The organism is Pseudoalteromonas sp. CO325X (assembly GCF_004208955.1).
In the GTDB taxonomy this organism is placed as follows: Bacteria; Pseudomonadota; Gammaproteobacteria; order Enterobacterales; family Alteromonadaceae; genus Pseudoalteromonas; species Pseudoalteromonas ruthenica.
This window is the reverse complement of the sequence record NZ_SGPG01000014.1, coordinates 323,780-349,950: the sequence shown is the minus strand read 5'-3', so window position 1 is coordinate 349,950 and position 26,171 is coordinate 323,780. Positions and strand designations below refer to the sequence as shown.

Sequence of the window (26,171 nt, the reverse complement as noted above, 5' to 3'; positions counted from 1 at the left end):
CGTTATTTTAGTTTAAAAACACCCACAGCCACGCAGATAGCACCGCCGACCATGCCAATCCATGCCTCTATTGGGGTGTCGCCACTAAAAGTACGGGTTAGCTGAGCCTCTACTGCATCATAGACGTTATAACCCCAGGCAACTAAGGCAACACCGACCACGATTAAAATAATGCCAAGAATTTTGCCATTCATAAATGAACTCCATTGTTATTGATTATTGTTCATTGCAGCGAACAAGCATTCGCTTACTTGATATTCAGTGTATGCAATGCAGATGAATGTGCAATGTATTTAATGTTTTAAATGAACCGTGCTATCTTTTTGTATCTTAACACTTTTCAATTCTTGCACCGCCCATGCCTGAGGGGGGTGTCGTTTTTACGATAAGGGACCGTTATTTTCAGTATTAATTTAGACGCTTTGCAGGCCTTCACCCGAGGCTATTTAGCGATATTTTTCACTTGCGTGGCTGTGTTTTACACATTGCGCATCGTGCTTTTAAAGCGCAAACATGGCGAAGAGTTGATTTTTCCTGGGCAAGCCTATTGTGGCGACTGGTGGAATCACATGGCCTTTCGGGTGTTTCGCATCACTATTTGGTTAGTGTGCCTGATCCGCTGGCCTTGGCCGCAAGCGGATAGTTATCTTGGAATTTTGCAACCGCTATATCAAAACAGTACTGTTATTATTATCGGCACGGCATTGATGACAGGCGGTTTTATTAGTGCGGCGCTGATTAACCTAAACCTTAATCGTCACTGGCGCAGTGGTATTGACCGCCAAGGGCCGCAGCTGCTGCAAACCCAAGGGGTTTATAGCATCTCCCGTAACCCTATGTTTGTTGGGGTTGGCATAGCGCAGCTAGGCTTTTTTATGGCTTTGCCTTCGGCGTTCTCACTGTTGTGTCTTATTGTCGGTTGGCTCACTTTGTATCGACAAACCCAAGCTGAAGAGGCGCATTTATGTTCGGTATTCGGTGAGCGTTACCGAACTTATCAACGCCAAGTACGGCGCTGGATATAAAAAGAAAGCGGCTCAAGGCCGCTTTCTTTTTATAAGCGCTGATTAAGGGCAACTGATGGTTGCACCTTTATCCGTTTGTTTCTGCAGCCGAATATCGGCAACGCTGACTATCAACTTGCCCTGCGTCGTAAGCTCAAACGGCACTACGGTGTGAGCAAGTTTAAACCCTTGCTTTGTAAAGCATTGGCTATCAATACTGAGTGCCTGCCACGTATTAGCGGGCAGGGTACGCAGTTGCTCACTGATATCGACTTCGCTGTGGCATGCGCCCGGGGTGTCGCCTTCGCTCTCACAATTCATGATCACCTTCACCGCAGCACTGGGTGCTTGTTCAACCCTGACCTGCATGCTCAACACCGCCTCGCTGCCTAGCTTGGCTTGTAAGTCTTCGCGGAAGTAGCTTTCGCTGGCTAGGCGCATGCCTGCGCGAGCGCTGCCATCAAAGCTTAGCTTGCGGGCATCTTCTTGCACTTGTTTATCAATAGTGCGATAGCTCAGTGCCCCCAAGGTGTGAGTATTGGCACTCACAGGGAACACTTGTTCGCCAGAATAAAGCGCCATCTGCCACGGTTTTTGCACGGTACCAGTAAATAGGGCGACATCGTGCTGTTGTGCGCCCTCGGTGCGAACTTGCTCATTAAGCTCATCGCTTAAGACATTGTCATCGCCATAGCTGAGGCCAAAACCATAAGGTAGCAAGGGCTGATAATCGCTATCACCGCGATTAACAATCTGTGTGGGGGTTTTTGGCCAGGAGTAGCTTAACCGACCGCTAAAATCGTATTGCACCTGGTCTTGAGCATCGCGAAACAGCACATCGGCCACCGCTTGGCCTTCTGAGCCCGGCAACCAAGCCGCTACGAAAGCATCAGAGGCGTTGAGCTCGGGGTTGACCCACATAGGTCGGCCACTGATAAACACTGACACGACGGCAATGCCTTGTTGTTTGAGGCGTTTAAGCAGGGCTAGATCGCGCTTATCGCCGCTCTGGTACTCCAGTGTTGCACGGTCGCCATGACCTTCGGCATAGGGGTCTTCGCCAAATACCACAATGGCCACATCAGGCTTTTGTTGGTAGCTACCATCAACACTGAGCACGGCCTGCCCACCACCTTGCGTAACTTGGGCTTGGATTCCATCCCAAATAGACGAGCCGCCTGGAAAGTCTTTATTCTCGTTGTTTGTGCCCTGCCAAGTGATGGTCCACCCTCCAGACTGCTTACCGATATTGTCGGCAGCGTCGCCAGCAACGAGCACCCGCTGTTGTCTTTTGAGCGGCAGCAACTGGCCTTTGTTCTTTAGTAACACCAGTGATTCCCGTACCGCCTGACGCGCTACTTCGCGGTGCGCTTGCTGGCCAATCAAATCGGTGTTATTGGCGTATTGGCGTTGAGCTGGGCTAGGCTTGGAAAATAATCCGGCCCGCAGCTTTACCCGAAGGATGCGACGCACCGCATCATTGATACGGCTGGTGGAAATTTCGCCGCTTTTTACCTGCGCTAAGGTGTTGTTGTACAATGCTTTCCAATCACCGGGCACCATAAAGATATCCAGTCCGGCATTGATTGACTGAGCACAGCTATCGTTACTACAACCCTCTACTTGGCCGTGACCATTCCAGTCTCCGACAACAAAGCCATCAAAGCCCATCTTTTCTTTTAGTACTTCAGTAAGCAGATACTTACTGCCATGGATTTTTTCGCCATGCCAACTATTAAAAGAGGCCATCACCGATTGCGCCCCGGCGTTCAAACCGCCAACATAGCCGCCAGCATGAATGTTAAAGAGCTGCTCTTCAGAGCTGATGTTATCACCTTGGTCGTCGCCGTTAACGGTGCCGCCATCGCCAACAAAGTGCTTTACTGTGCTGATCACTTGGCCTTCACCCAAAAAGCCCTCGCCCGGTTTGCCTTGTAAGCCAGTGACAATCGCATGGGCGTAGTCACGAATTATTTCAGGGTCTTCCGAGTAACCTTCATAGGTGCGGCCCCAGCGATCATCCCGCACTGCCGCTACCGTTGGCGCAAAGACCCAATCGATACCCGTTGCCAGCACCTCTTTGGCGGTGATACGGGCAATCTTTTCTATAAGTTCAGGGTTATTAGCGGCGCCAAGACCAATGTTATGCGGGAACAAGGTCGCACCAATCACATTATTGTGACCATGTACTGCATCGGTTCCCCACATCGTCGGTATGGTGCTGCCATCAAGCGAGTCATCGACAGAGGCTTGATACATTTTTTCAGCGAGCGCAACCCAATCACTGACCTTGGCGTGCTTGTCGTTATTAGGGAAGGCGCCGCCTCCATTGAGGTAAGAGCCAAACCCGTAGCGACGCATGTCTTCAACGCTGATGTCGCGGATCTCTGGTTGGATCATCTGCGCGATTTTTTGCTCCAGCGTCATACCCGCCAAAATCTTTTCAACTTGCGCTTCCACATCGTGATGTTCAGCCACGGTACTTTCGCTTTTCGGCCAAATAGCGTCGCTATTGGTAGCTGTAGCGACTGAGCCACTAGTGTGTGGTTGCTCAGAGCAAGCACCGAGTACCAATGCCGCCACGCTGACGGCTAGATATTTTATTTTACCTGTCATTGTTATTTTCCTGATTCGATAACGGCGGGAGTCGCGCCCTTGAGACCATAGTAGGCAATGTACACATAACATAGCGCTGGCAACAGGAATGACCATTGTAGCCCAATCCCATCAGCAAGCATGCCTTGCAGCAACGGAATAATGGCGCCACCGACAATGGCCAGACACAAAATACCCGAGCCTTGTGCAGTATGCTTGCCCAGCCCATTGAGGGCCAAACTGAAAATAGTGGGGAACATCACTGAATTGCATAAACCAACGGCAAGAATGGCCCACATTGCCAAGTAGCCATCGAAAAACACTGATATGAGCACCAAGGCAAAAGCACTGACGGCGTTAAAAGCAAGAACTGTGCGACCGGAGATTTTTTGCATCACTAAGGCGCCGATGAAGCGTCCTACCATGGCACCGCCCCAATAATAGGCAATGTATTTCGCCGCTTGTGCTTCATGCATATTGGCGATGTTTTCCTGGTTAAAAAAGTTCACTAAGGTACTGCCAATGGCCACTTCAGCGCCGACATAAACAAAGATGCCAAGTGCGCCTAAGGTCAGGTTACGATGACGCCATGCTGACCCGGATACGGCATCGACCCCCACTGTTTGGCCGCTTAGCTTGGGCAGCGTCAATTTGGCAAAAATACCTGCTAGTAACAGCAGTGCGCCGGCGAGCATAAGATAAGGGACCTGCGTTGCTGAAGCGTCTCCTTTTATGACTTCAGCGCCTTCTGTAAAGATAAGGATTGAGCCAAAAAACGGCGCCACTGTGGTGCCCAATGAGTTGAACGCTTGGGTCATGGTCAGTCTTGCCGGCGCAGTCTCTTGCGGCCCTAACGCGCTGACATAGGGGTTGGCCGCCACCTGTAACACCGTGACACCAGCAGCCAATACGAACAGCGCAATTAAAAATAGGGCATAAACGCCACTGCTTGCTGCCGGGTAAAACAACAAACAGCCAACGCAGGCAACAGCCAGGCCTAAGACAATGCCTTTTTGATAGCCGATGCGCCCCACTAAGTTCCCGGCGGGAAGCGAGACGATAAAATAGGCGCTAAAAAAGCAAAACTGCACCAGCATCGCTTGGGTGTAATTAAGCTCGAATGCCCCTTTGAGGTAAGGGATCAAAATATCGTTGAGGCAGGTAATGAACCCCCACATAAAAAACAGTGAGGTCAGTGCAACCAGCGCAAAACGGTAATTGCCGCCGCTGCTCGATGGCTGCGCCTGCGCAGATTCTTGCTGCATGGATAGGGCCACGGTGTTCTCCTATTGATCTTTTTAAGGAAAGCGCTTACATTTAGTTATGAAAGCGCTTACATTTTTATTTGATAATTACAGAAAGCGCGCATGAATTCAAATAAAAACCCAAAAGGGTTGCAAACGGACTGAGTAACACAGATGCCTAAATTGACCTTGCCTACCGAATCCAAGATGTTGCAACGCGACTTTATTTACGGCGTCGCGACGTCCTCGTTTCAAATAGAGGGGGCAAGAGCAGCGCGCTTACCTTGTATTTGGGATACCTTTTGTCGTCAGCCGGGTGCCATCGTTGACGGCAGTCATGGCGATGTCGCCTGTGAACATATCGCCCGTTGGCAACAAGATGTCGAGCTCATAGCCAATCTTGGCGTCGATGCGTATCGGCTCTCAATTGCTTGGGGCAGAGTAATGGATGAGCACGGGCAGCCCAACCAAGAGGGGATCCGTTTTTATCAGAATTTAGTGGCGGCACTCACGGCGCACGGCATCAAAGTCTTTGTCACCTTATACCACTGGGATCTGCCACAGTATTTAGAGGACCAAGGTGGGTGGCTCAACCGGCAAACGGCTTATGCCTTTGCTGAGTATGCCGATGTTATTTCTCAAGCGCTCGGTGAGCAGGTTTATTCTTACGCAACGTTAAATGAACCGTTTTGCTCTGCGTATCTTGGTTACGAGGTAGGCATTCATGCGCCCGGCAAAAAGGGTCAGCGCTGGGGTCGCCAAGCGGCGCACCACCTGCTGCTTGCTCATGGCTTAGCCATGCAGGTACTTAGACGCACGGTCCCAAGCAGTGAGTGCGGTATTGTGCTGAACTTTTCTACTGCCTACGGCGCAAGTAGCAGCGCTGCCGATACACATGCGGCGCAATTGGCTGACCAATATCATAATTTATGGTACTTACAACCGCTGCTTGAAGGCCGTTACCCTGACGTGCTGGCACTCTTGCCTGAAGATGTGCGCCCTGAAATTGGCGCCGATGACATGGCTATTATCAGCGCTAAAAACGATTTTATTGGTATCAACTATTACACTCGTGCGGTGTTTGCCAGTGATGGCAAAGGTTGGTTCGCTCAGTGTGAACCCACGAAAACGCCATTAACCGCCATGGGCTGGGAAGTGGTTCCAGAGGCATTTGAGAAATTACTGGTAGATTTACACCAACGTTTTTCATTGCCGCCACTGTATATTACCGAAAATGGTGCCGCCTTCGATGACCAGATAGTTGATGGCGCCATTTATGATAAGCCACGTATCGATTACTTTAATAGCCACCTTAACGCGGTGCACAATGCCATTGAACAAGGTGTCAATATTCGTGGTTACTTTGCATGGTCGTTAATGGACAACTTTGAATGGGCGCTTGGTTACAGTAAACGCTTCGGTATTGTTCATGTGGATTATCACACGCAGCAACGCACCTTGAAAGACAGTGCGCTGGCATATAAAGGCTTGCTTGAGAATAGACTCTAAGCGCGCTTTATATTAGCTTTAGGCCTCAAAGGACAATCTAAAAGAATAAACATGGCAACCATTTACGAAGTTTCAAAAGCAGCGGGCGTGTCTTTGGCCACCGTCTCCAGAGTGATGAACGGCAATGTCCGGGTCAGTGAACGCACCCGGGATAAAGTGCTTAAAGCCATGACCGAATTGGGCTACAAACCCAACGCCATTGCCCAGTCGCTGGCTTCTAATTGCAGCAACAGCGTTGGCTTATTGGTGTCAGCGCTGCATGGTTCGTTCTTCGGCGATATGATGAGTACGGTTGAGAATGTGTTGCGAAAAGCAGGCAAGCATGTGGTGATCACCGCCGGCCACAGTGATGAAGAAAAAGAAAAACAGGCCATTGAATTTTTACTCGACCGTCGCTGTGACGCCCTCATTTTACATGCCGAAGCGGTCAGTGATGAGTATTTGCTCGAGCTTGCTAAAGGTGATGCACAAATTATTCTTATTAACCGCAAAATTGATGCTATTAGCGAGCGTTGCTTTTACACCGACAATGAACTGGGCGGTTACCTGGCTACCAAAGCGGCATTGGATGCCGGACATAAGGATATTGCTTATATTAGCGGGCCATTATTCAAAGGCGACGCTAAAGAGCGCTTGGCGGGGCATCAGCGTGCTTTGGCTGAGGCCAATATTGCATTTAACGATGCGCTATTAGTTGAGGGCGGCTATCACGAAGCGGAGGGCGCACAAGGGCTGGAACAGCTCTACAGAGCAAAGCATAAATTCAGTGCATTGATTTGCGCCAATGATGAGATGGCCTCTGGGGCGATGACCGCAGCCCGTGAGCTTGGTATCGCGATCCCCGAGCAACTGTCGATTATTGGTTTCGATAACGTGTTGTTTGCCCGTTACTTGTATCCAAAATTAACCACTATAGACAACCCCATTCGGCTGATGGGTGAGGCGGCCGCGCACTGGGTCTTGGCACATGTGTACCAGCAGCGGGGGGTCGCCGAGCCTCGTAATCTGTTTGCGCCTTCTTTGGTTGCCCGCGACTCATTGGTGAGTGCACCATGATCAAAACCCTGCCTCCGGCGTTATTTTATACGCTTGTTGTTTCTTTGGGAGGCTTTATCTTCGGCTTCGACGCGTCGGTGATCTCCGGTGCGGTTGGCTTTATTGTTGACGATTTCCACTTAAGTAGTTGGGAGCAAGGGTTCGTTGTGAGCTCGCCAACGCTTGGCGGGCTATTAGCCACTTGCTTTGCCGGTGCCATTAGTGATGCCATCGGTCGGCGCAAAACCTTGATTGTAATTGCCGCATTGTATTTAGTGTCGGCGCTGGCTTCGGCCTTTGCACAAAGTTATTGGATGCTGATTGCGGCGCGCTTTATTGGCGGCATGGCATTTTGCTCATTGATGGTTGCGCCCATGTATATTGCTGAAATTAGCCTGCCCGAGCATCGCGGTAAGCTGGTGTCGATCAATCAATTGAATATCGTGTTGGGCTTTTCGGTTTCTTATTTTACCAATTACTATTTACTGAACTTAGCTCAATCCGAGGTTGGCTGGGCGCAAAGCCTGGCTATTAATGAGCATTTGTGGCGCTGGATGCTCGGGCTGGAAATCGCCCCAGCACTGTGCTGGTTGCTGTTGTTGTTTTTTATTCCCCGTAGCCCACGGTGGCTACTGATGCGTCAACAGCATGAAGAAGCGCAAAGCGTTGCCGCTCGCCTGTTCAGTGGGCAACGTATTGATGAGCAACTACGCAGTATGCGAGCCTCATTGCAGCATAAAGTAGCGCCGCTATCGCAACGTATTCGTTTGTTAGCCGGGCGGCGTGTGCGTTTTGTGTTATTGATTGGCCTGCTGGTGGCTGTGGCTCAGCAGATCACCGGCATCAATGTTATTTTCTTTTATGCCCCCACTATTTTTGAGCAAAGTGGCGTCGGCACCAATGCGGCCTTTGCCCAAGCACTCTGGATAGGCTTAGTGAATGTTGTGTTTACGGTGGTTGCCATGCTGTGCATCGACCGTTTTGGCCGACGTCCTCTACTGCTCTTGGGGTTGGGCGGCATTATCGTCAGCATGGCCTTGTGTAGTTGGGGTTTCAAACAAGCCAGCTACCATATTGACGATACCAAGCTGCGTGCACTACAACAGCAACTACCGGCCACTGTGGTCAGTCAGTTAAGTCCTATGCGGGCTCATATTTACAGCGATGATGTTACCTTTAAAGCGGCATTGACTCAGCATTTAGGCGTCCAAGATGCGCGCAAACATGAAAGTGTGATCCTCAGTGAAGCGATCACCATGAATGCCACCTTGGTACTGTTGGGGATCACCCTCTTTGTGGCGTCATTTGCGTTATCTCTTGGGCCGGTGATGTGGGTGATGTTTGCGGAGATTTTCCCGAATACTGTGCGGGCGATTGCCATATCTGCGGTCACTGTAGTGAATAACGCAGTGAGTTTTGCGGTGCAGCTTGTGTTCCCCTGGGAGCTTAGCCAATTCGGGGCAGCGGCGACTTTTGCCATTTACGGTATTTTTGCATTGATTGCATTAGCGCTGGTATGGCGTTATCTACCAGAGACCAAGGGCAAGTCGTTAGAGCAGTTAGAGCTGAGCTTGCGCAGCTAAGTGTACGACGCCACCACCTACACCCGCGTGGTAAAATTCAAAGCCGCGTTAGTGTAGAGCAATTTGGAACAAAACCCTTATCAAAATTATCGATTAATCTAATCTGTTTTTCTCGCTCCAATAGATTGGAAAACTGGTCTATATTTACCCTCGATTAACAACCCTCCCATTAGGAGCGAAGATTATGCGCAACAAAGCAATTCCTTTGGCGACTGCCATTGCCATGGCAGTGTCATCAGTCGTATCTATGCAGGCTTATGCCAGCGAGCCGAAATCAAACCAGTTTTGGTGGCCTGAGCAGCTTGATTTAAGCCCCCTTCGAGCTCATGGCGTGGAGTCACACCCTTATGGTGAAGAATTTGACTACGCTAAGGGCTTTGAAAGCCTCGACCTTGATGCCGTTAAAGCCGACATTCGTGCGGTACTAACAGACTCGCAAGATTGGTGGCCAGCAGATTATGGTCACTATGGACCTTTTTTCATTCGTATGGCCTGGCACGCAGCTGGAACCTATCGTGTATTTGATGGTCGCGGTGGCGCAGGTGGCGGGCAGCAGCGCTTTGACCCACTTAACAGCTGGCCAGATAACGCCAACTTGGATAAAGCGCGTCGCTTATTGTGGCCGATTAAACAAAAATACGGTCGCAATATCTCTTGGGCTGATTTAATGGCCCTGACCGGAAATGTTGCCCTAGAAGATATGGGCTTTAAAACCTTTGGTTATGCCGGTGGTCGTGAAGATGACTGGGAGCCAGATATGGTTTACTGGGGCCCAGAGGGCAAAATGCTGACCGACGAGCGCCGTGACAAAAAAGGTAAGCTCAAAGGCCCACTTGCTGCTGTTGAAATGGGGCTGATTTATGTCAACCCTGAAGGTCCGCATGGCAAACCCGATCCCTTGCTCGCAGCGCGCGATATTCGCATGTCCTTTGGTCGTATGGCGATGAACGATGAGGAAATTGTGGCGCTTATTGCCGGTGGTCACACCTTTGGTAAAGCTCACGGTGCGAAAAAACCTGATTGCGTGGGCGCAGAGCCAGCAGCGGCTGAGTTAGAAGACCAAGGTTTTGGTTGGAAAAACAAATGTGGCAAAGGTAACGCTGAAGACACTATCACCAGTGGCCTTGAGGGTGCGTGGACAGTGACCCCGACGCAGTGGAGCATGAACTACCTCGATAACTTATTTAATTTCGAGTGGAAGCAAACCAAGAGCCCGGCCGGTGCCACACAGTGGATCCCGACCAATGAGTCGGCGAAGAACTTAGTGCCAGATGCCCATGTTAAAGGTAAACGCCATGCGCCGATTATGTTTACTACCGACATCGCGCTGAAAAAAGACCCTGAGTTTCGCAAAATTGCTGAGCGTTTTCGCGCCAATCCAGATCAATACGAGCTGGCATTCGCAAAAGCTTGGTTTAAGCTAAATCACCGTGACTTAGGTCCGCGTGCTCGTTACCTGGGCGACGAAGTTCCTGAGGAAATCTTAATCTGGCAAGATTATATTCCAGAGGTTGACCATGAGCTGGTCACTGAGCAAGACATCAGTACACTCAAAGAACAGATCCTAGATTCAGGATTGACCGTGCCAGAGCTTGTTCGAGTGGCATGGGCATCAGCGTCTAGCTTCCGTGGCAGCGATATGCGCGGCGGAGCTAATGGTGCACGCCTACGTTTAGCGCCGCAGAAAGATTGGCCGGTGAACAACCCTGAAGAAGTGGCTAAAGTATTAAAGGTACTGGGCGACATTCAGCAAGACTTTAATCGCCAAGGCGGCGACAAACAGGTTTCATTAGCGGACCTTATCGTCTTAGGGGGCGCTGCGGCCATTGAAAAAGCAGCCAAAGACGCGGGCCATGACATTACGGTGCCGTTTAAACCAGGACGTATGGATGCTTCGCCAGAGTACACTGACGTTGAGTCGTTTGCGGTACTTGAGCCAACCGCTGATGCGTTCCGTAACTACTACGACAGTGGTTGGAAATCGCCTACCGGCATGCTCGTTGAGCGCGCTAATCTGTTGAACTTGAGTGTGCCGGAAATGACGGCGCTACTGGGCGGTATGCGTACCTTGGATGCCAACTATAAAGGCATGGATCATGGCGTGTTTACTGACCAACCTGGCACATTAAGCAATGACTTTTTCGTCAACTTGCTGGATATGTCAACGAAATGGAGCAAGTCAGATAAACAGCAAGGTATCTACCAAGGCCACGACCGCCAAAGCGGCGAGTTAAAGTGGACGGCGACACCGGTTGATTTGATCTTCGGCTCTAACTCAGAGCTACGTGCCATCGCTGAAGTGTATGCGTCTAAAGATGCCGAGAAAAAGTTTGTTGAAGACTTTGTGGCCGCTTGGACCAAGGTGATGACAGCGGATCGCTTTGACCTAAAATAAAATTGTGATGTTACCCACCAAGGCCACTGTTGAGTGGCCTTTTTTATGTTTCCCTATATTATGTCGGAAGCACACCAGCGAACTAAGTGTTGAGTACGGTGCAGCAAGAAAAGAAAGAAGATTATTTTTCGAATATTCAAGGTGTTTTTGAACAGCAACCAAGGAGATGGAGTTTTGAACAGTTTGGCGAATAAATATCTTTTTACGCTGACTTTATTGTTCAGCCAAGTGAGTTGTGCTGCGAACTCAACGGAGACGGTACAAAATTGCGTACAGCAAACTCTAGGTTTTGAGGTTGTTAGAACTGATCCAACCAATCATCGTTTTTTTGTTGTGTCTAATACCCAATTTACAGTCGAGTCATTGTCGAACTTAGCCCTAGATCAGTGCTTCGATGAAATGAGTTGGCAAGACGATTGGAGCATTAGTGTGTTTTCCAGTGCTAAATACGCAGGCTACAAAGACGAAAAAGACATCATTCCTTTGCATGCAGATAACAAGTGGATAAACGCATACTTGGCAGAAATAGACAGTAGCGGTGTTACCCTAACCCCTGTAAAGCCTTAACGTTCCCTATTAACGAGCTGCTTGCTCCAATGAGTGTAGTAGCCCATATCTGATCTTACAATTCGGTGGTTAAGTTTGGACCTCACCTGGTTGGCAGTTATGAGCGAAAGGCGGTCGTACAAATATTTTGAATAAGGTTCTTTTCGACATAATGCGCTTACATATTTATGAATACGACCCAATCGCTCCTTTTTATCGGATCACTACTTTAAGCAACCAGCTACATTATCCACGCTGGTAAGCCCCAAAAGAATTTGCTATCAATGGTTAAAGGGCAAACACGAGCAGCATTGTGATATAATAAAAGTGCGCGATGTGGTCTCTTAAACATGTTAAATGGACCTTGAGTATGATTGAAGTCGTAATTGTAATTTTCGTTGGTTTTATCTTAATAAAAGCGGTTCGTCATTCGCGAAAAGTTAATAAATTTTTCTCTCAACTTGATAAACAAAAAAAAGATGAATTGGTTGAGTTGATCAATTCTAATCCAAAAAGGTATTTTCTGTCAGGTGGTTCATTTACAAAATTGCCGCAGCCATTGGTAATCATCGGAAATATTCTGGCAATTTGTGTAATTTTGTTTTTTGTGGTCTTATTTATAGCAGCACTTTTATAGCGTTTTGGATTTAGACTCATATTAGAAGCTATTCAATAGTGAATAATAGAAAATAGAATTCAGTTGGCTGGTTTTACCCTATTTACATGTAAGCCAATCATTATCAGCCCTTCTAGGGCGCTGTATGAGAGGAGGGAGTCTTTGTACAACAAGGAAGGCTTGATACGTGTAGTTGTTGAAGTCCACGTGAAAATGCGCGCCCCTCTACTTTGCACAAATGGCCCTTGGCCCTCCCTAATCTGTTGAAAAGTTGCTGAGGATGTACTTTGACCTGGTTGCACGAACTTGGAGACATCCCGCTGAGAGGATTAGTGGCTGTTGTTTCTGGTCTAACTGGCCTACCTCTTTCAATGAATCAGGTACAACACTTGAAAAGCTGTAAGTGGTTTAAGCCCTTTTAAAAAAATTGTTTCTACGTTCTGTAAGGAATAAATATGAACGTTCAAGAAAGTTCAATTGAGCAAGTTGTTGATAACATTGTTAAAGCGATGGAGTCATCGCAATGTAAAATGATATCGGCCGCGATCATAGTCGGCAATGTTTGTAGTGGGTCTCAACACCTTTTATCTCTCAAGGATAAGGAAGTTGTACTTCAAAAAATCAACGACTCCATTGACAAATTTGGCTCAACCTTAAGTGTTGTAATCCAGACAAATTACTTTGTTTGGGCTGTCGATGAGGCAATTAGAACAGAGATATTTAAGAACGATGAGCTCTCAGTTAAGGGTATGATGCCAATCATTGCTGACGGTGGACTTGGCTGGTACATGCAGGAAAAGTCCTCCGATGACAAGGCTGATCTATCTGGCTTTTTTGCTTTTATAAAAAGCATTTTCCTCGAGTGCTCAAAAGGAAACCCTGAAAACCATGAGAGTTATGATGACATTATAGAGGTTCTTGATGGTATCATTGCCGTGATTTAAAGAGCTTAATAAGCGCCAGCAGCCAGTTCGGAGTTGTGGACTAAACTCATTGGCGTTCAATTTTAGCCGTTGTGGCGGGCATTGCGATCATCAGTAAATGGTACAAATCGGTTATCCCTTGGCAGATTTGATTCAACTTAAAAAAAATCAGATCTGGCAGATCAATTTAAGACCTATTAATATGACGCAGCTCGTCTTGCCAGCACCGCACCTAATCAAGAACGCAATCATTAGCGGTTAGCTACTGCAAAAAGTTATTCCTTCTTTGTTACAGCTGCTAACACCTCACAGCGCCACTCGCGCCGCAAAGCTAGCCTCATAGTAATGACACAGTAGCATCATGGCGACAGTAAGAGAGCACATGCCATGGTGGCTACCTCACCCTAACCAAAAGGAGTGTTTATTATGAGTACGATTAATCTTGCCGCCTATTGCAGTGGTGATTTTGGCCCAGGGATCACCAACGAATGCATTGGCGACGCGCAGCAAAGTGGTTTTACCACGCTTATTCTCTGGGCCATGCATATTGGCCGCGCGGGTGATTTAAATAACAGTAACTGCCAAGCCGTGCCCGGCCAATCCTGGGGGGAGTTGGTCTTCAATGATGGCAATATCCGCATCACCGATGGCGACACCTTTAACCCCAATAACGACGCTGACATAGCCGCTTGGCCTAGTAAGTTGGCGCAGCTAAAACAACATGGCTCTAAGGTAGAAAAAATCTTTATTTCTATCGGTGGTTGGGGAGTATGCGATTTTCAAGCTATTGAGTATATGTTGGAAAATGGCATGCGCGAGCAAATTAAAGCCAACTTTAAAACATTGCGAGAGGCCTTTACGGTCGATGGCGAGTGCCTAATTGATGGCGTTGATTTCGATAATGAAGAGATGGTGAAAGCAAACACCATTACTGAGTTTGCCGAAATCCTGTTTGATCTAGGTTATCAGGTTACCTTTTGTCCTTATCAACAACCCTCGTTGTGGCAGGGGTATATGCAAACCTTGTGGGATAAGGGCTACCGCGTTAGTTGGTGGAATCTACAATGTTATTCCGGTGGCCGCAGTAATCTCGAGCGCTTACAACCTTGGCTAGATGCGCTTTCGGCCGTTGTTGGTGAAGGGCAGGGCGGCGCTTATCTGGTCGCAGGTTTGGCGGTAAAAGGGGCCAGTGACTCCAACCCAGAGCTGTGTCCTGGCGCGTTCTGCCAATCCTTCGCGGCAGTGATTGAGCAGGGTCTTGCCGGTGGCTTTATATGGAAGTATGACGCTGTACTCAGCAATAAAAGCGCCTGTGATGGTGCCATTCCCACAGCTGCCAGTTATAGCAAAGCCATTACGCAAGGCCTGAGTAATGACTGCCCGTAGCTATGCGTAGTGACCCAGAAGATTAAAGTTTATATTGGCACACTGGCTGGCCTGAAGGTCAGCTGGGTGCCAATTCGGTCGTTCAACCACCTCATTTCTGGACAAGAACATGTAAGGTCGAAAATATAATACCTTCTGTGCAACAAGTAGATGGTGTGACGATAGTCGCTTGTTAGCTGCTAACAGTAGTATTTTGACCTTTGCTTGCCAAACGTCTAGTTTTCACACTCTAAGATATTAAGAGACAACATGCGATTACCCTCAACCTAGCCAACCTTCTGATCCATCACCTCTTAAGCTTGCTATTTATAATTATGGATTTAAAGCAAAACCTTATTATGACGGTCATTAAAATCCGACGGCTCAGAACGGTTAAAGAAAGGCTAAATCAAGATTATAATCACCTTCAACGTGAAAAAGGAAATATAGAGTTTGCAGCGGTTGATCAAAGTTATTTACAGCAGTACAGAAGTGATAATGAAAAATTAGATGTAGAACAGTTATTACAAGAGCCTCATCGCCCTATGGCTAAATTTTTTCTCAACCAACTATTGCTCATGAGGCTCACAATATTATCGCTGGTAAAGGGTGCTATCTTCAGACAAGTATGTTAGCAGTCAGATTAAATATGCTCTTAGCCGGCTTAGGTATTGCTGACTCTTTTAGCGGAACGTATTAATTAATTTTGAAGTAATGAAAATATCGATTGGGTTTCTCAAAATGCCTCTGCTCATAGAAAATTTCATTGGAAAATCATGAAGCATGGAACAGTAATAATTTTGGTGCAGAAAAGGGATATAGTAAAGCACAATTTATAACAAATCTTCGCGACATTAAACAAGCATATTAAGGTAGGAACGATACCTAGCTCTATTTTTCAACTAAGCAGTTATGGGAGGGACTATGAAATCCTATCGATTAGATTTACCTAAGGAAAGCAAGACAGCGTTGATTTTTGATTCATATATACTAGCCAAACAAATGGCTCAAAAATCTAAGCTCAGTGTCAATGAATTGTTAATTAAGTTGCAAAGGCTACCTTATGAAAACCAATCTTTTTCTTCCTTATGGGATGGCAATAATTTGAGTTTCATATTCAATCCTGAATCAAACGATGATTTTGATTTAAATATTGTAGGCACGTATATATTACTTAAAATGTCGGCGTACTCTGTTTTAAAAAACTTAATGGTTGACTTCGGCGAGTTTATAAAAGTTAATACAGATCGAGGTGAAATGATGCTATTCAATCTACTCACTTTCGCTAAGGAAGATTTAAGCCTGACAGAAAGAGCTTACTTGGATGGCTTTGAAGATGGTTTAAAATCTCTTGTATTTGATAAAAGTGATACAAGAAATAAAAACCTTTACAAATCAAAGCTTGAAGGTGGAAATTTTGTGTATTGCAATGAATTGTTTTTTAATGCAGTGGAAAATAACAACCTTACAGGGGTGACTTTTATAAGGGTGCATTAAGCACATTGCCAGAAAGTTGATTGCGCTCAATAACCCCTATGTAAAACGACAATGGGGGCAAATCTATTACAATTCTAACTGTCCGGTTATTGCCCATTTGAGTCATTGTGACCTTTCTCTTGAATTATTGACACTAATTCAGGGGAAAGGCCAGTTTTTCTACAACAATATTTCTCGTTTTTGTCCTTTATCTATTGATAACAAATTCTTGTAGGGCTTACCACTGTGGATAATGCGATAGGTTACTAATACAGTGACCCAACAAAAAAGAGCGATAGGATAGTTTTCCTGACCACTGGAGAAACTAAACGATCATGGATGTATACACCATGATTTCGGTGGAGGGATGACTGACTGCTTTTCGCTCGTTTGAGACTTATGCACTTTTAACTTCGCTCGTTTACTTCTCAAAAATGCCAGTAGCGGACGTTGACAGCTAACACCTTGCACGATGCAGGACCTGAGACCATTACTCCATTAATGCTATATGACTTTAATCTCATTAAATGATATTCCTTTTATGCCATGCTCTTTTACAATGGTGTATAGGCTATTTATCGAATTTGTTGTGAAATACCTAAGCCCTGCTCCACGTACTCTAAATAGTTCAGGGTTTTCAATAGCGTTTTTTGTCAATGCCATTTTTTTGAACCTTCTTATTCTACTGGGCTTTCCATTTTTGATATTACGAACGCTATGCTCTTCGTTAAGAGCTTCTTCAAAGCCTAATACATTAAATGCAAACCACTGTTCACCCTGTAAATTGCACTTTAGTAACTCAACATTTTTACCAAAACCACTTAAGAATAAATGTGAGAATTCAGGTGAAATAACAAAAGTTGAAGTTCCCAAGCTGGCTATATCAGGTTTTGCTAAATTTTGATTGGCAATACTAGGTTCTGTCAACCATTCAACGCCCAAAGTTCTCCAGTTAACTTCCATACTAGTGCCATCAAACAATAACAACTGACCCTCGGACAATTGAATTGTTTGCTCGAACCCGGTTTCGTTGAGTAATAGAAACTCATCAGGAACAGCGCTGACACTGTATATTTTGTTAAACTTTTCTGACATTACAAATTAGCCTGGATTAATGGTGTAGTAATAGTAAGTATACTATCGGATAGCGACTCGCCTTTTTCTTTAGGTGTTTACATAATACCCCCTCGCTATAGATTTTTTACTGTACTTTGGTTGTTTAAATATGAGACATAAAGACAGTAATTACCTGTGTAAACTTTCGAAAGACATAAAAAATGAAGGGATATTGCTTAGTTCAAGGTTTTTACCTCTAGTTAAGCGGCTTTAATTTTTAATAATAAGATAATAAATAGTGCTTAACTAGTAGCTAGCTCGAATTAAGTAAAAAATTAACTTAAGTCCATTTAAGAACGGTTGATAGTAAATGTTGTAAAGACTGCCTGGCTCATCCGTTAATAATGTGAAAATGCGACTTCCTTTCACTTTAAATAATGTAGCGCAAGCAATGTCTATTGCAGGGCTGTTTGTGATCCATGCGTTTCATTCACGGCCAACGTTGTTTCAAGCTCATCTCGCTTTTAGTCCGGCGCTGTGGTGGTCAACGAGAGCCACGGCTCAGCGAGCCGAACAATATGTGATTTCTGGAATAACCACCCCGAGCTTTTTATACCTCAACATCGGCAATGAGGCGGGGGAAATGAAAAGTGTGTATAGCGGCTTTACCAACACCATTGCTCGCAATCGCTCTGTTGATTTAATTTTGCAATTAGAAGAGTTTACAGACACCCCCCCATGATCTAACCATGACGGCGGGTTTGTATAATGCGCTCACCGGGCTCAATCAATACCAACAAGGGCAGAAAGTACACTAGTGCTTGCTCATCGCTGCTCTCCCGTGCGGTGGGGGCTCGCTCACTGAGCTGATGTCGAGGTAAACATTAAGCTGTGGCATAATACCCCACCTTATTTTATCCAAGGGCGCTGTGGTTGTTTTTTGTTGTTAAGTACCTTGCTTTTCTATCGGGCTGTTTAAGCTGCTTTATGTTACATAGCTATTGGGCTGTGCCGCTCGTTCCCGCTGCCGCTGCAACTGGGTTAATAGGCTCCGTTATTCCCTTTCCAAAACGCTTTGCAGGCCACCCTAATGCCGCTGTGTATGCTGGGAGCTTTGCGGGTATGTGTTCAGCTGAGCTCATTTCGGGTTACTGGCAACTAGCCGTTATCGCCTTTATTGGCACAACGTTGTACGCGTTGACGATGAATCTTTTTACTGGCTTCGGCGGTAAACTTGGAAGCGTGGCCTTTGTCAGTGTGGCGCTATTTATGTTGGTGCAAGGAGGGATAGGTTAATGGTGCTCACTATTGTTATTGCGGTGACTGCTGCGTTTGCCACCTATTTTCTTTCCAAGCTGCGTTACTTCAACGCGCTACGTGCCTCTAGTTTGTTGTCTCTTATTGCGTATGCGCTGTTTTCATTGATGAGCAACCATGCAGAGCTGTATTCAGTGGTTTTCTTTGGCGGCACCTTCGTGGGTATGAGTACCCCGGCGCGCTTTGGCTACTACACCTTAACCAGTGCGGCCGTGTTGTTTGCATTGCTATTTCATTACTTGGTGCCGCATTTACACGGTTATGGCGGCGCCCTCGGGGTCAGCGCGTTTCTCAGTGTGTGCTTATGTCAGCTGGCTATTGTGCTCGGCGCACCGCGCAGCCGTAAAAGTGGGTAGGCTACACGCTATGGTTTGCGTGAAGTTGTCCGCGAGTATTATTAGGGTCTGTTGATCTTTCAAGTTCGTTTTTGCAGCAGTTTGATTGGGTTTTATACAAGGCAGAGGCTGCATGGCATAGTTATTCTATGTGAGCCAGCCGATAACACAGTAGAAAAGCCAATCAAGCGCTGCCGAACGGTTTTTTTGAGCGCACTTTTCTCATTGTTGCTCGATATTCGCTTAGATTACTAGGCCACACATCGAGCGCCGCGATAAAAGCACGCTCAAACAGAACAAAAATAGAACAGCAAAGATCAACAGACCCTAGTATTTAGAGCGGGGCTGATAATATAAAAAGCGCCCAGATGGACGCTTTTGGGGGTTCCTTTGAGCAGGAACAACACACTATGAGAAGGGTCTTACGGTGCTACATGGCCTTGCAATTGCTTGAGGCTTGATTGCGCCGTTTTTAGATTTGCACGGGTAATGGTATTGCGCTTTGTTTTATATGCGGCGCTGAAATCGTCCAGCGCGGCCTGGTATTCGTTTTTCAAAGAGTGGGCGATGCCACGGTTGCCATAGGCGTAAGCAGTAAGCTCGCGACGCTTATTGGCATTTACATCTATCTCACTGATCAGTTCAATCGCGAGGCTACACATTGAAAGCGCTTCGTCTGCCTTACCTACTTGGATGTGCGCAGCACACTGGTTCACCGACCTCTCGAATGCAGCTTGCTGATCTAACTCATTGACATTACCTAAGTTAATTACCTGGTCGTATTGCCCTGCAAGTACTGCTTTTGATGTGTCATTGTCATCGATGACTGCTAATTTGTAGTCAGCGGCGTAACTGCTAGTTAAAAATGTGGCTGTCGTAATGGCTAGAGCTAATTTGAGCGTTTTCACGGTGCTATCCTCGGGTTGTGTGTTTGCTTCGGTATTAACTGTAGGTTTAAAGCTTTTACTCTACAAACGATATAAATCGCACCGTTAAATGAAAAAAATTTATCTATAGATGAATCCGCGAGTTCATTGTGCAGCTGGAGTTCTATGCGAAGCTAATAATATAAATACAATCAACTAATTAGCCCCTGACTAGGTTATCGCCGTTGTCTAGATGGTCGCGTCTGGACTTTATTGCCTGCTAAAAATGTTGAAAATAGCAATTATCAGCATGGTGGTTTTTACCTAAATTAAGGACTATGCTTTGACCCTAGCTTGACGCGGTATCTGTTAAGCGCTGACTTTTTGCAATTGAGGCAGATACAACCGTGAAAACTTTAAGCTGGTGGACGTTGTTACTTTGTTCATTAGGTGTAGCTGGTTATGCGTTATACGCTTACAGCTTTTAGCCTCTCGGCTCGTTGGTGCACCCTGATATGCAAGTGGTGTTTAACCAACATCAACTGGCTATTTATGTGCATGTGTTTGGCTCGCTAACGGCTTTAGCGCTGGGACCGTGGCAATTTTTGTCTACTCTGCGTTCGCGTTACCCGCAGCTGCACCGTTGGTTTGGCCGTGTTTATCTACTAGTCGGTGTGCTGCTAGGTGGGCTCGCTGGCTTGGCATTGGCACAAACTGCGTTTGGTGGTTTAGTGTCTATCGTTGGGTTTACTGGTTAAGCTGGGTCCCCAATCTTCTCATAGCGGATTGGCTATTCAATCGCCATCCTGCGCCCAGATAAAATCAAAAATTCTCAACCCTAATTGACCTATCCAAGGCATCAATCTCATCTTGTGTACAGCACAGACACACTTACAAAGTTTGTAACAACTCTGTCGTTGGAAGCATCACTCAGGTTTGGTAAAAGTAATAATATCAGGACAAAGCGAAAGGTTGTTGCTTTTAATGTAAGAGCGGCTTTGAGATAACAACAATAATAAGGAAGATGTAAACGATGAGTTATGCGCTATCAATGCCAGGATTTCAATCAAAATACAAAGCAGAGGATGCCTCGCAAGCCGGATTTTTATCTGGGCTGTGGCATGGTTTATTAATGCCTGTGTTTTTCATTGTCAGTTTATTTAAAGATGGTGTCAGCATCTACGAAACGAATAACAATGGCAACATGTATCACTTCGGCTACCTGTTGGGCGTGTGGGCCTTTGCTGGAAATACCATCAATATCACCATAGGCCATGCTGTTGTTTAATCTTATCAAGATAAATTGAAGTTTTAGGCGAGCTTGCTGACACAATATGCACCCGTTTTTTTAAGCGATGGCTTAACAGTGTTAGCTGCTCACTTATTGATATAACACGCCACTTTGGTTGTCGATACCAGAGGACTTATCGCGTTACTGTTTATAGGTATTGATCACCCACTGGGTAAAATCAGCCAGGGATGAGTCAGGTTCAGCCACTTCATGTTCAACTAAATAGTATTTATCCTTGGTCCATAAGGGCTTGTTGACCAATGGCCATAGTAATCCTTCATTAAACCAAGTGCGGCTAATCGGCATGGGGATTAACGCCACCCCCATTCCTTGCTGCGCTGCGCGGGCGACCCCAAACATACTATCAAGTTGAATGATCTGCTTGGGCGCGAAATCCCCTGCATAATGGTATTCAGCCCATTGATGCCAAGACCAAGGTCGCGACTGATGGACGATTAGTGGCAGCTCACTTAATGCCTGCTCGCTATTATGTTGCCACTGCTCGTAGGTAGTGCGGTTACAAGCGGGAATATATTCCAACGCAAATAATTCAGTGGCAATGCCACTGACCGGAGTGTCATGCGAGAGAACAATTGATAAATCGGTGCTGCGCACTTTTTGTGTGCGGGTGCGCAAAGTGTCGACCTCTAAATTGACATCGGGATGCTGTGAAGTCCATTCACTGAGCACTGGCATCAATAGCTCGCTGGCGAAAAACTCTGGCAAGGCAATGCTAATGGTGACGTTATTATCTTTGTGACTAAAGGTGCGAATGGTCTGCTCAAGATCAGTGATAATAGGCTCTATGGCATCGAAGAAGTTTTTACCTTCGTTGGTCAGTATTATTGCCCGGGTACGGCGCTGAAAAAGTGCGAAGCCAAGCTGCTGCTCGAGTTGTTTAATTTGGTGACTGACAGCCGAAGGGGTGAGGTAGAGTTGCTCAGCCGCTTGTTTGAAGCTCAAGCAGCGAGCTGCGAAACAGAATGCGCGAAGTCCTCTAATGGGTGTCTGCATAAGTATTTTTTTGAGTAAAATAGAGAAGAAGCAATTTATAAACCAACTATACACTTGTGTTTAAACTAGGGTATAGCGCACGCAGCCTTTGCTATTGCTTAATTAAAATGTGCTTGCTGCACTAACTCGGTGCAGCGCGAATCGTTATTGTGCACCTGGCATTCAAGCAGCCGTCATCCATAACGGCTGCCATTGAAGCACTACATATTACCTAAGGTCACCATCATGGCGGTGTACATTTTGAGGTTGAGACGTAGCTGCTCAGGGGTCATAAACTCATGCTCGGAGTGACCGGTATAGGCTTTGCCAGGCATGGAAGGGCCGAAGGACACGGCGTTATTAAACAGCTTGGCATTGGTGCCTCCGCCAATGGAGACAAATTCCGCCTGCTCATCGCCAGTGTAGTGCTTGAAAATATTTAGCAGGGCGTCGGCGTGCGGGGCATCATCTAATAGCATAGGGGTGCCAATTTCTATATCAACCGCTGCGAGCTCAACTTGATGGCGACGCTGCCATCTGTTCAAGGCGTTGTTAATTTCTGTACGCAGCTGCGACTCTGGCTTGCCCTCTGGCCGACGTAAGTTCACCGAGAGGGTGAGCGTGTCGTTTTGGCGCTCAATTAAGGTCGGTGCTACCGTCATTGGGCCCATAAAGTCATGGCTATAGGCAATGTCACCAAAGTGCTTACCATAGAGATCTAAGCCAATAAGCTCATTAATAAATAGTAAGGCTTGGCCATCGGCATTGGTTGCCAGCTCCAGACCATTAAACACCGCACCTAAGTGGGCAATGGCATTGACTCCAGACTCGGGCTCCGACGAATGCGCTGAAGTGCCTTTGACGCGCACTAACACTTCATTATCGCCCAGCTCTTCAATTTGAACCTCAACGTCACTGAGCTTTGCCGCGTTGGCACGCAGCGTAGCTATCGCTTCGGCACTGGCATTGTGCACGCGCACGCTGGCATCTTCAGGAATTTGGCTTACAAACGCGCCTCCTGTTAACTCACTGACATACATCTGTGAGCCCTGATAAGTACCGCTAAAAGTGGGGGCCACTAGGCTCCAGCCTTTTTCGGCTACCACCACAGGGTAACTGGCATCGATGGTCACCGCATATTTAGGTTGCTGATAGCTTTGCATAAAGGTGCGTAGCGGTTGCCAGTCGGACTCCTCGGCCAAATAAATCATCAGTTCAATGCGATTATCTAATTGTATGCCCTGGTCTTTAATGGCTTTCATGGCATACAACGCGGTGGCGATTGCGCCTTTGTCGTCCTCGGTACCTCGGGCGATTAGTTTGCCCGGCTCGCTCGTGCTATCAAGCACAAACGGGCTTTTGGCCCACTTTGTTGCATCGGCTGGTTGCACATCGCCATGGGTCACTATAGTCACCTTGTCCTGCTGCTCACCCATGCCAATAAGCACGGTGTAGCCTAAATCTTGGTAATCCAAGCCGAGCTGTGCAGCCTTCATTTTCAATAGGTGTTTGAAGCCAATAAACTCAGGGTTATCAGGTGTTTTATATGCACTTGTATTAACCGTAGCGAACGACACCATATTCGCGAGAGTGTGAATTTGTGCGTCTTGGTATTCATCGACAGCGTACTGTGCCAGTGCGTCGTGGTAAGTGGGGGTGGCGTGACTTAAACTCGCGTGGCTTAGCAGTGCCAATGCGGCAGCGAAAAGTGATGACTTCAAAGCAGATCCCGTTAAGATAAGGTTTTGAAGTATATGGTAACCTTTAGTGAAAATATGAACCAGTAATATACTGAGTTGAAGTTAAAAAACAAAAGGCGCAAAAGCAAGTACACTTAAACACTTAACACCTGTATCGTGGGTATATCTCACACACTCTTATTTAACTAGTTATAAGTAACATTTCAATTTATGGCACCACTAAGAAAGACCAGTTTGTCCATGCAATTAGCCGATGAACTGGGAAAAGCAATAATATCTGGACACTACAATAGCGCCCACGCTTTGCCTACTGAAGCTAAATTATGTGAGCAATACAATATTAGTCGTACAGCCGTACGTGAAGCAGTAAAAATGCTGGCGGCAAAAGGAATAATCTCTTCTCGTCCACGCCAAGGAATACGCATAGAAGACGCTGATAACTGGAATCTTTACGACCCGCAGGTTCTTACTTGGATGCTAGACAGCAACCCTTCGTTATCGATACTCAAGGAGTTCTTGGAAATGAGGCTCGCTATTGAGCCACAAGCTGCAGCTTTAGCGGCTCAGCGTGCTGATAGTGAGTCTATCGCTAAAATAGAACACGCTTGGAAAAACATGGCAGCCTCTGTGGATTGCGACAGTAACTTTCATCGCTACGATATAGATTTTCACCTAGAGTTACTTAACGCAAGTGGCAACCGCTTTCTTCGTCAGCTCAGAGACTTTACCAGTACCGCACTTAATGTCAGTGTTCGTTACACTACACCGATTAAGGGCGACACGCATATGGTTGTTGAGGCGCACAAAAACCTCTTCCTTGCCGTTGCAAATGGCGAAGTCGACAAGGCAAGGGCTTTATCGGTGAGTATGATTGAAGAGGCGATTGCATTAATTGAACAAGTTAACAGGTAACGTTTACAGGCGTCGAGTCGCATATTGTTGGTAATCTACAGGTGCCGCAGCTTTACGTCGCAGTAACACTACGCTCAGCGCCCACATCACCAAGCCACCGGCAAACAAACTTGCACTGATATAGCCTGTTTCGTTCATCTGTAGACCATAAGTAAGGGCCATGCCCCCAGCCCACGGACCGATTGCATTGGCAGTATTAAAGGCACATTGCACCAGCGCCCCAATCATGGCATGGCCTTGCGGCGAGACCTGCATAAGCAGCGACTGGATCACGGTGCCTAAACCAACACTAAAGCCAATAAAGAAGATCACCCCACACAGCAGATAAATATTTGTGGCTACATTAACATACAGCAACGCAAACAAGGTCGCGCCAAGCAGCGCTGCACCTGTGGTGATAAGCGCAGAGTGGTCGGCGGCTTTACCCAGTACATAATTGCCTAAGGTACAGCCTATACCGAACATCACCATGGCGATGGAAATGGTGACGGCAGCGCTTTGCGTAACCTGTAAAATGGTGTCGGCGATATAGGTATAAATACAAAAGACGCCACCAAAACCTATGATAATAATTCCGAGAATAGACCAAACAAGTGGATTCTTAAGCACCTCTAACTGATCGCCTAAATGAGTGTGCTCTTTGTTGGCTTGGTTTGGCACCAGCCATAACACCAGCACAAAAGCGATTAAGGCCAGTAGGGCCACCAGTGCTAAACAATAGCGCCATGAGAGTGATTGGCCTATTAAGGTAACGAGCGGCACACCGACAATAGTGGCGATGGTCAGCCCGATAAATACCTTAGCCATAAAGCTTGCGCGGCGATGAGCGGGGGCCAGCTGAGCCGCCAGCAACAGCGCAGTACCAAAATATGCGCCATGAGGGAGGCCGCTTAACAAACGAAATAGCACGAGCTGCTCCAGCGTTTGGGCCATTGCGCTGAGGCCATTGGCAACAAACATAATGGCAACGAATATGGCCAGCGCGTTTCGCTTATTCATGTTTGCGCACACGAGCATAAACACCGGTGCACCAATCACGACGCCGATGGCATAGGCGCTAATGGCATAGCCACTTTGCCGGGGGTTACCGCAAAGGTCTCACTGATCAAAGGTAACATGGGCATCATCGAAAATTCGGTCAGACCTAAAATAAAGGTCCCCAAGGCTAACACGAGTAAAATAACGCCAATAGGTTGGCGGCCCTGACTATCAAGGTGGTGCATAAGAACCCTTTTGTAGTAATTGGTTGTGATTATCGGCGCCAATGGAGACAGAAAAACAGGAGAGAGATTGAGTCTGAGACTGTACGACGCCTATTTGTATGATAATTTAAAGTGGCACCCTCAAGCAAGGATTGAGCTTAGGTTTGTACCCTGAATTCGAATGCAGCGCCAGCCTCACACCGACGCT

General features: G+C 46.8%; 24 protein-coding genes and 1 pseudogene. 17 read left to right on the top strand and 8 right to left on the bottom strand.

The window, feature by feature from the left end; all coding sequences use genetic code 11:
- Positions 1–2 precede the first annotated feature (2 nt).
- The gene (locus EXT46_RS06950) at positions 3–194 is read right to left on the bottom strand and encodes a DUF3185 family protein (protein ID WP_022944803.1); all 192 of its coding nucleotides are present in this window, start codon (positions 192–194) and stop codon (positions 3–5) included.
- 279 nt (positions 195–473) lie between these two features.
- Here EXT46_RS06950 and EXT46_RS06945 point away from each other — a divergent pair, with 279 nt between their 5' ends.
- Positions 474–1,025 (top strand): isoprenylcysteine carboxylmethyltransferase family protein, encoded by a 552-nt coding sequence (locus EXT46_RS06945; RefSeq protein WP_239408144.1) that lies wholly within the window; start codon positions 474–476, stop codon positions 1,023–1,025.
- Positions 1,026–1,067: 42 nt separating this feature from the next.
- Here EXT46_RS06945 and EXT46_RS06940 read toward each other — a convergent pair whose 3' ends face one another.
- Positions 1,068–3,620, bottom strand: a complete 2,553-nt coding sequence (locus tag EXT46_RS06940; protein WP_130146213.1) for an exo 1,3/1,4-beta-D-glucan glucohydrolase — start codon at positions 3,618–3,620, stop codon at positions 1,068–1,070.
- Positions 3,621–3,622: 2 nt separating this feature from the next.
- Entirely contained in the window at positions 3,623–4,864 is a 1,242-nt protein-coding gene (locus EXT46_RS06935; RefSeq protein WP_022944806.1) for a sugar MFS transporter, read from the bottom strand.
- Between the two features lie 153 nt (positions 4,865–5,017).
- Here EXT46_RS06935 and EXT46_RS06930 point away from each other — a divergent pair, with 153 nt between their 5' ends.
- From EXT46_RS06930 to EXT46_RS06885, 10 genes are all read left to right on the top strand, one after another.
- Positions 5,018–6,352 carry a GH1 family beta-glucosidase gene (locus EXT46_RS06930; protein WP_130146211.1) on the top strand — a complete coding sequence of 445 codons (1,335 nt, stop codon included), beginning with the start codon at positions 5,018–5,020 and terminating at the stop codon, positions 6,350–6,352.
- Between the two features lie 51 nt (positions 6,353–6,403).
- A complete protein-coding gene (locus EXT46_RS06925; RefSeq protein ID WP_022944808.1) occupies positions 6,404–7,408 on the top strand; it encodes a LacI family DNA-binding transcriptional regulator in 1,005 nt (334 codons plus the stop codon).
- Entirely contained in the window at positions 7,405–8,970 is a 1,566-nt protein-coding gene (locus EXT46_RS06920) for a sugar porter family MFS transporter (protein ID WP_130146209.1), read from the top strand. Before EXT46_RS06925 ends, EXT46_RS06920 begins: the two co-directional genes overlap by 4 nt.
- A gap of 184 nt (positions 8,971–9,154) precedes the next feature.
- Complete coding sequence (gene katG / locus EXT46_RS06915) at positions 9,155–11,365, top strand: catalase/peroxidase HPI (RefSeq protein ID WP_130146207.1); 2,211 nt, start codon at positions 9,155–9,157, stop codon at positions 11,363–11,365.
- Between the two features lie 183 nt (positions 11,366–11,548).
- Positions 11,549–11,932 carry a hypothetical protein gene (locus EXT46_RS06910; protein WP_130146205.1) on the top strand — a complete coding sequence of 128 codons (384 nt, stop codon included), beginning with the start codon at positions 11,549–11,551 and terminating at the stop codon, positions 11,930–11,932.
- Between the two features lie 349 nt (positions 11,933–12,281).
- Positions 12,282–12,548, top strand: coding sequence for a hypothetical protein (locus tag EXT46_RS06905; protein WP_130146203.1), 267 nt, complete (start codon positions 12,282–12,284; stop codon positions 12,546–12,548).
- A gap of 434 nt (positions 12,549–12,982) precedes the next feature.
- The gene (locus EXT46_RS06900; protein ID WP_130146201.1) at positions 12,983–13,471 is read left to right on the top strand and encodes a hypothetical protein; all 489 of its coding nucleotides are present in this window, start codon (positions 12,983–12,985) and stop codon (positions 13,469–13,471) included.
- Between the two features lie 405 nt (positions 13,472–13,876).
- Positions 13,877–14,836: a hypothetical protein gene (locus EXT46_RS06895; protein WP_130146199.1), complete on the top strand. Its 960-nt coding sequence runs from the start codon at positions 13,877–13,879 to the stop codon at positions 14,834–14,836.
- A 314-nt stretch (positions 14,837–15,150) separates the two neighbouring features.
- Positions 15,151–15,450 (top strand): hypothetical protein, encoded by a 300-nt coding sequence (locus EXT46_RS06890; RefSeq protein WP_130146197.1) that lies wholly within the window; start codon positions 15,151–15,153, stop codon positions 15,448–15,450.
- Between the two features lie 289 nt (positions 15,451–15,739).
- Positions 15,740–16,312 carry a hypothetical protein gene (locus tag EXT46_RS06885; protein ID WP_130146195.1) on the top strand — a complete coding sequence of 191 codons (573 nt, stop codon included), beginning with the start codon at positions 15,740–15,742 and terminating at the stop codon, positions 16,310–16,312.
- A gap of 483 nt (positions 16,313–16,795) precedes the next feature.
- Here the strand turns inward: EXT46_RS06885 and EXT46_RS18855 are convergent, their stop codons facing one another.
- A complete protein-coding gene (locus EXT46_RS18855; protein ID WP_165381074.1) occupies positions 16,796–17,386 on the bottom strand; it encodes a hypothetical protein in 591 nt (196 codons plus the stop codon).
- A gap of 412 nt (positions 17,387–17,798) precedes the next feature.
- Here EXT46_RS18855 and EXT46_RS06875 point away from each other — a divergent pair, with 412 nt between their 5' ends.
- From EXT46_RS06875 to EXT46_RS06865, 3 genes are all read left to right on the top strand, one after another.
- Complete coding sequence (locus EXT46_RS06875) at positions 17,799–18,089, top strand: hypothetical protein (RefSeq protein WP_130146193.1); 291 nt, start codon at positions 17,799–17,801, stop codon at positions 18,087–18,089.
- Between the two features lie 245 nt (positions 18,090–18,334).
- Positions 18,335–18,643, top strand: coding sequence for a hypothetical protein (locus EXT46_RS06870; protein WP_130146191.1), 309 nt, complete (start codon positions 18,335–18,337; stop codon positions 18,641–18,643).
- The gene (locus EXT46_RS06865) at positions 18,643–19,020 is read left to right on the top strand and encodes a hypothetical protein (RefSeq protein WP_053909517.1); all 378 of its coding nucleotides are present in this window, start codon (positions 18,643–18,645) and stop codon (positions 19,018–19,020) included. Before EXT46_RS06870 ends, EXT46_RS06865 begins: the two co-directional genes overlap by 1 nt.
- 401 nt (positions 19,021–19,421) lie before the next feature.
- Here the strand turns inward: EXT46_RS06865 and EXT46_RS06855 are convergent, their stop codons facing one another.
- Complete coding sequence (locus EXT46_RS06855; protein ID WP_130146189.1) at positions 19,422–19,907, bottom strand: hypothetical protein; 486 nt, start codon at positions 19,905–19,907, stop codon at positions 19,422–19,424.
- A gap of 473 nt (positions 19,908–20,380) precedes the next feature.
- Here EXT46_RS06855 and EXT46_RS06850 point away from each other — a divergent pair, with 473 nt between their 5' ends.
- Both EXT46_RS06850 and EXT46_RS06845 read left to right on the top strand, forming a co-directional pair.
- Positions 20,381–20,623, top strand: a complete 243-nt coding sequence (locus EXT46_RS06850; RefSeq protein ID WP_130146187.1) for a DUF2306 domain-containing protein — start codon at positions 20,381–20,383, stop codon at positions 20,621–20,623.
- 275 nt (positions 20,624–20,898) lie between these two features.
- Complete coding sequence (locus EXT46_RS06845) at positions 20,899–21,153, top strand: hypothetical protein (RefSeq protein ID WP_052698265.1); 255 nt, start codon at positions 20,899–20,901, stop codon at positions 21,151–21,153.
- Positions 21,154–21,297: 144 nt separating this feature from the next.
- On the opposite strand, the gene EXT46_RS06840 is transcribed toward EXT46_RS06845, so the two are convergent.
- Entirely contained in the window at positions 21,298–22,170 is an 873-nt protein-coding gene (locus tag EXT46_RS06840; RefSeq protein WP_130146185.1) for a LysR family transcriptional regulator, read from the bottom strand.
- 200 nt (positions 22,171–22,370) lie between these two features.
- Positions 22,371–23,843: a dipeptidase gene (locus EXT46_RS06835; RefSeq protein ID WP_240701108.1), complete on the bottom strand. Its 1,473-nt coding sequence runs from the start codon at positions 23,841–23,843 to the stop codon at positions 22,371–22,373.
- 216 nt (positions 23,844–24,059) lie between these two features.
- On the opposite strand from EXT46_RS06835, the gene EXT46_RS06830 reads away from it, so the two are divergent.
- A complete protein-coding gene (locus EXT46_RS06830) occupies positions 24,060–24,761 on the top strand; it encodes a FadR/GntR family transcriptional regulator (protein ID WP_130146181.1) in 702 nt (233 codons plus the stop codon).
- Positions 24,762–24,764: 3 nt separating this feature from the next.
- Here the strand turns inward: EXT46_RS06830 and EXT46_RS06825 are convergent.
- A pseudogene (locus EXT46_RS06825) lies at positions 24,765–25,984 on the bottom strand (MFS transporter).
- Positions 25,985–26,171: the final 187 nt, after the last annotated feature.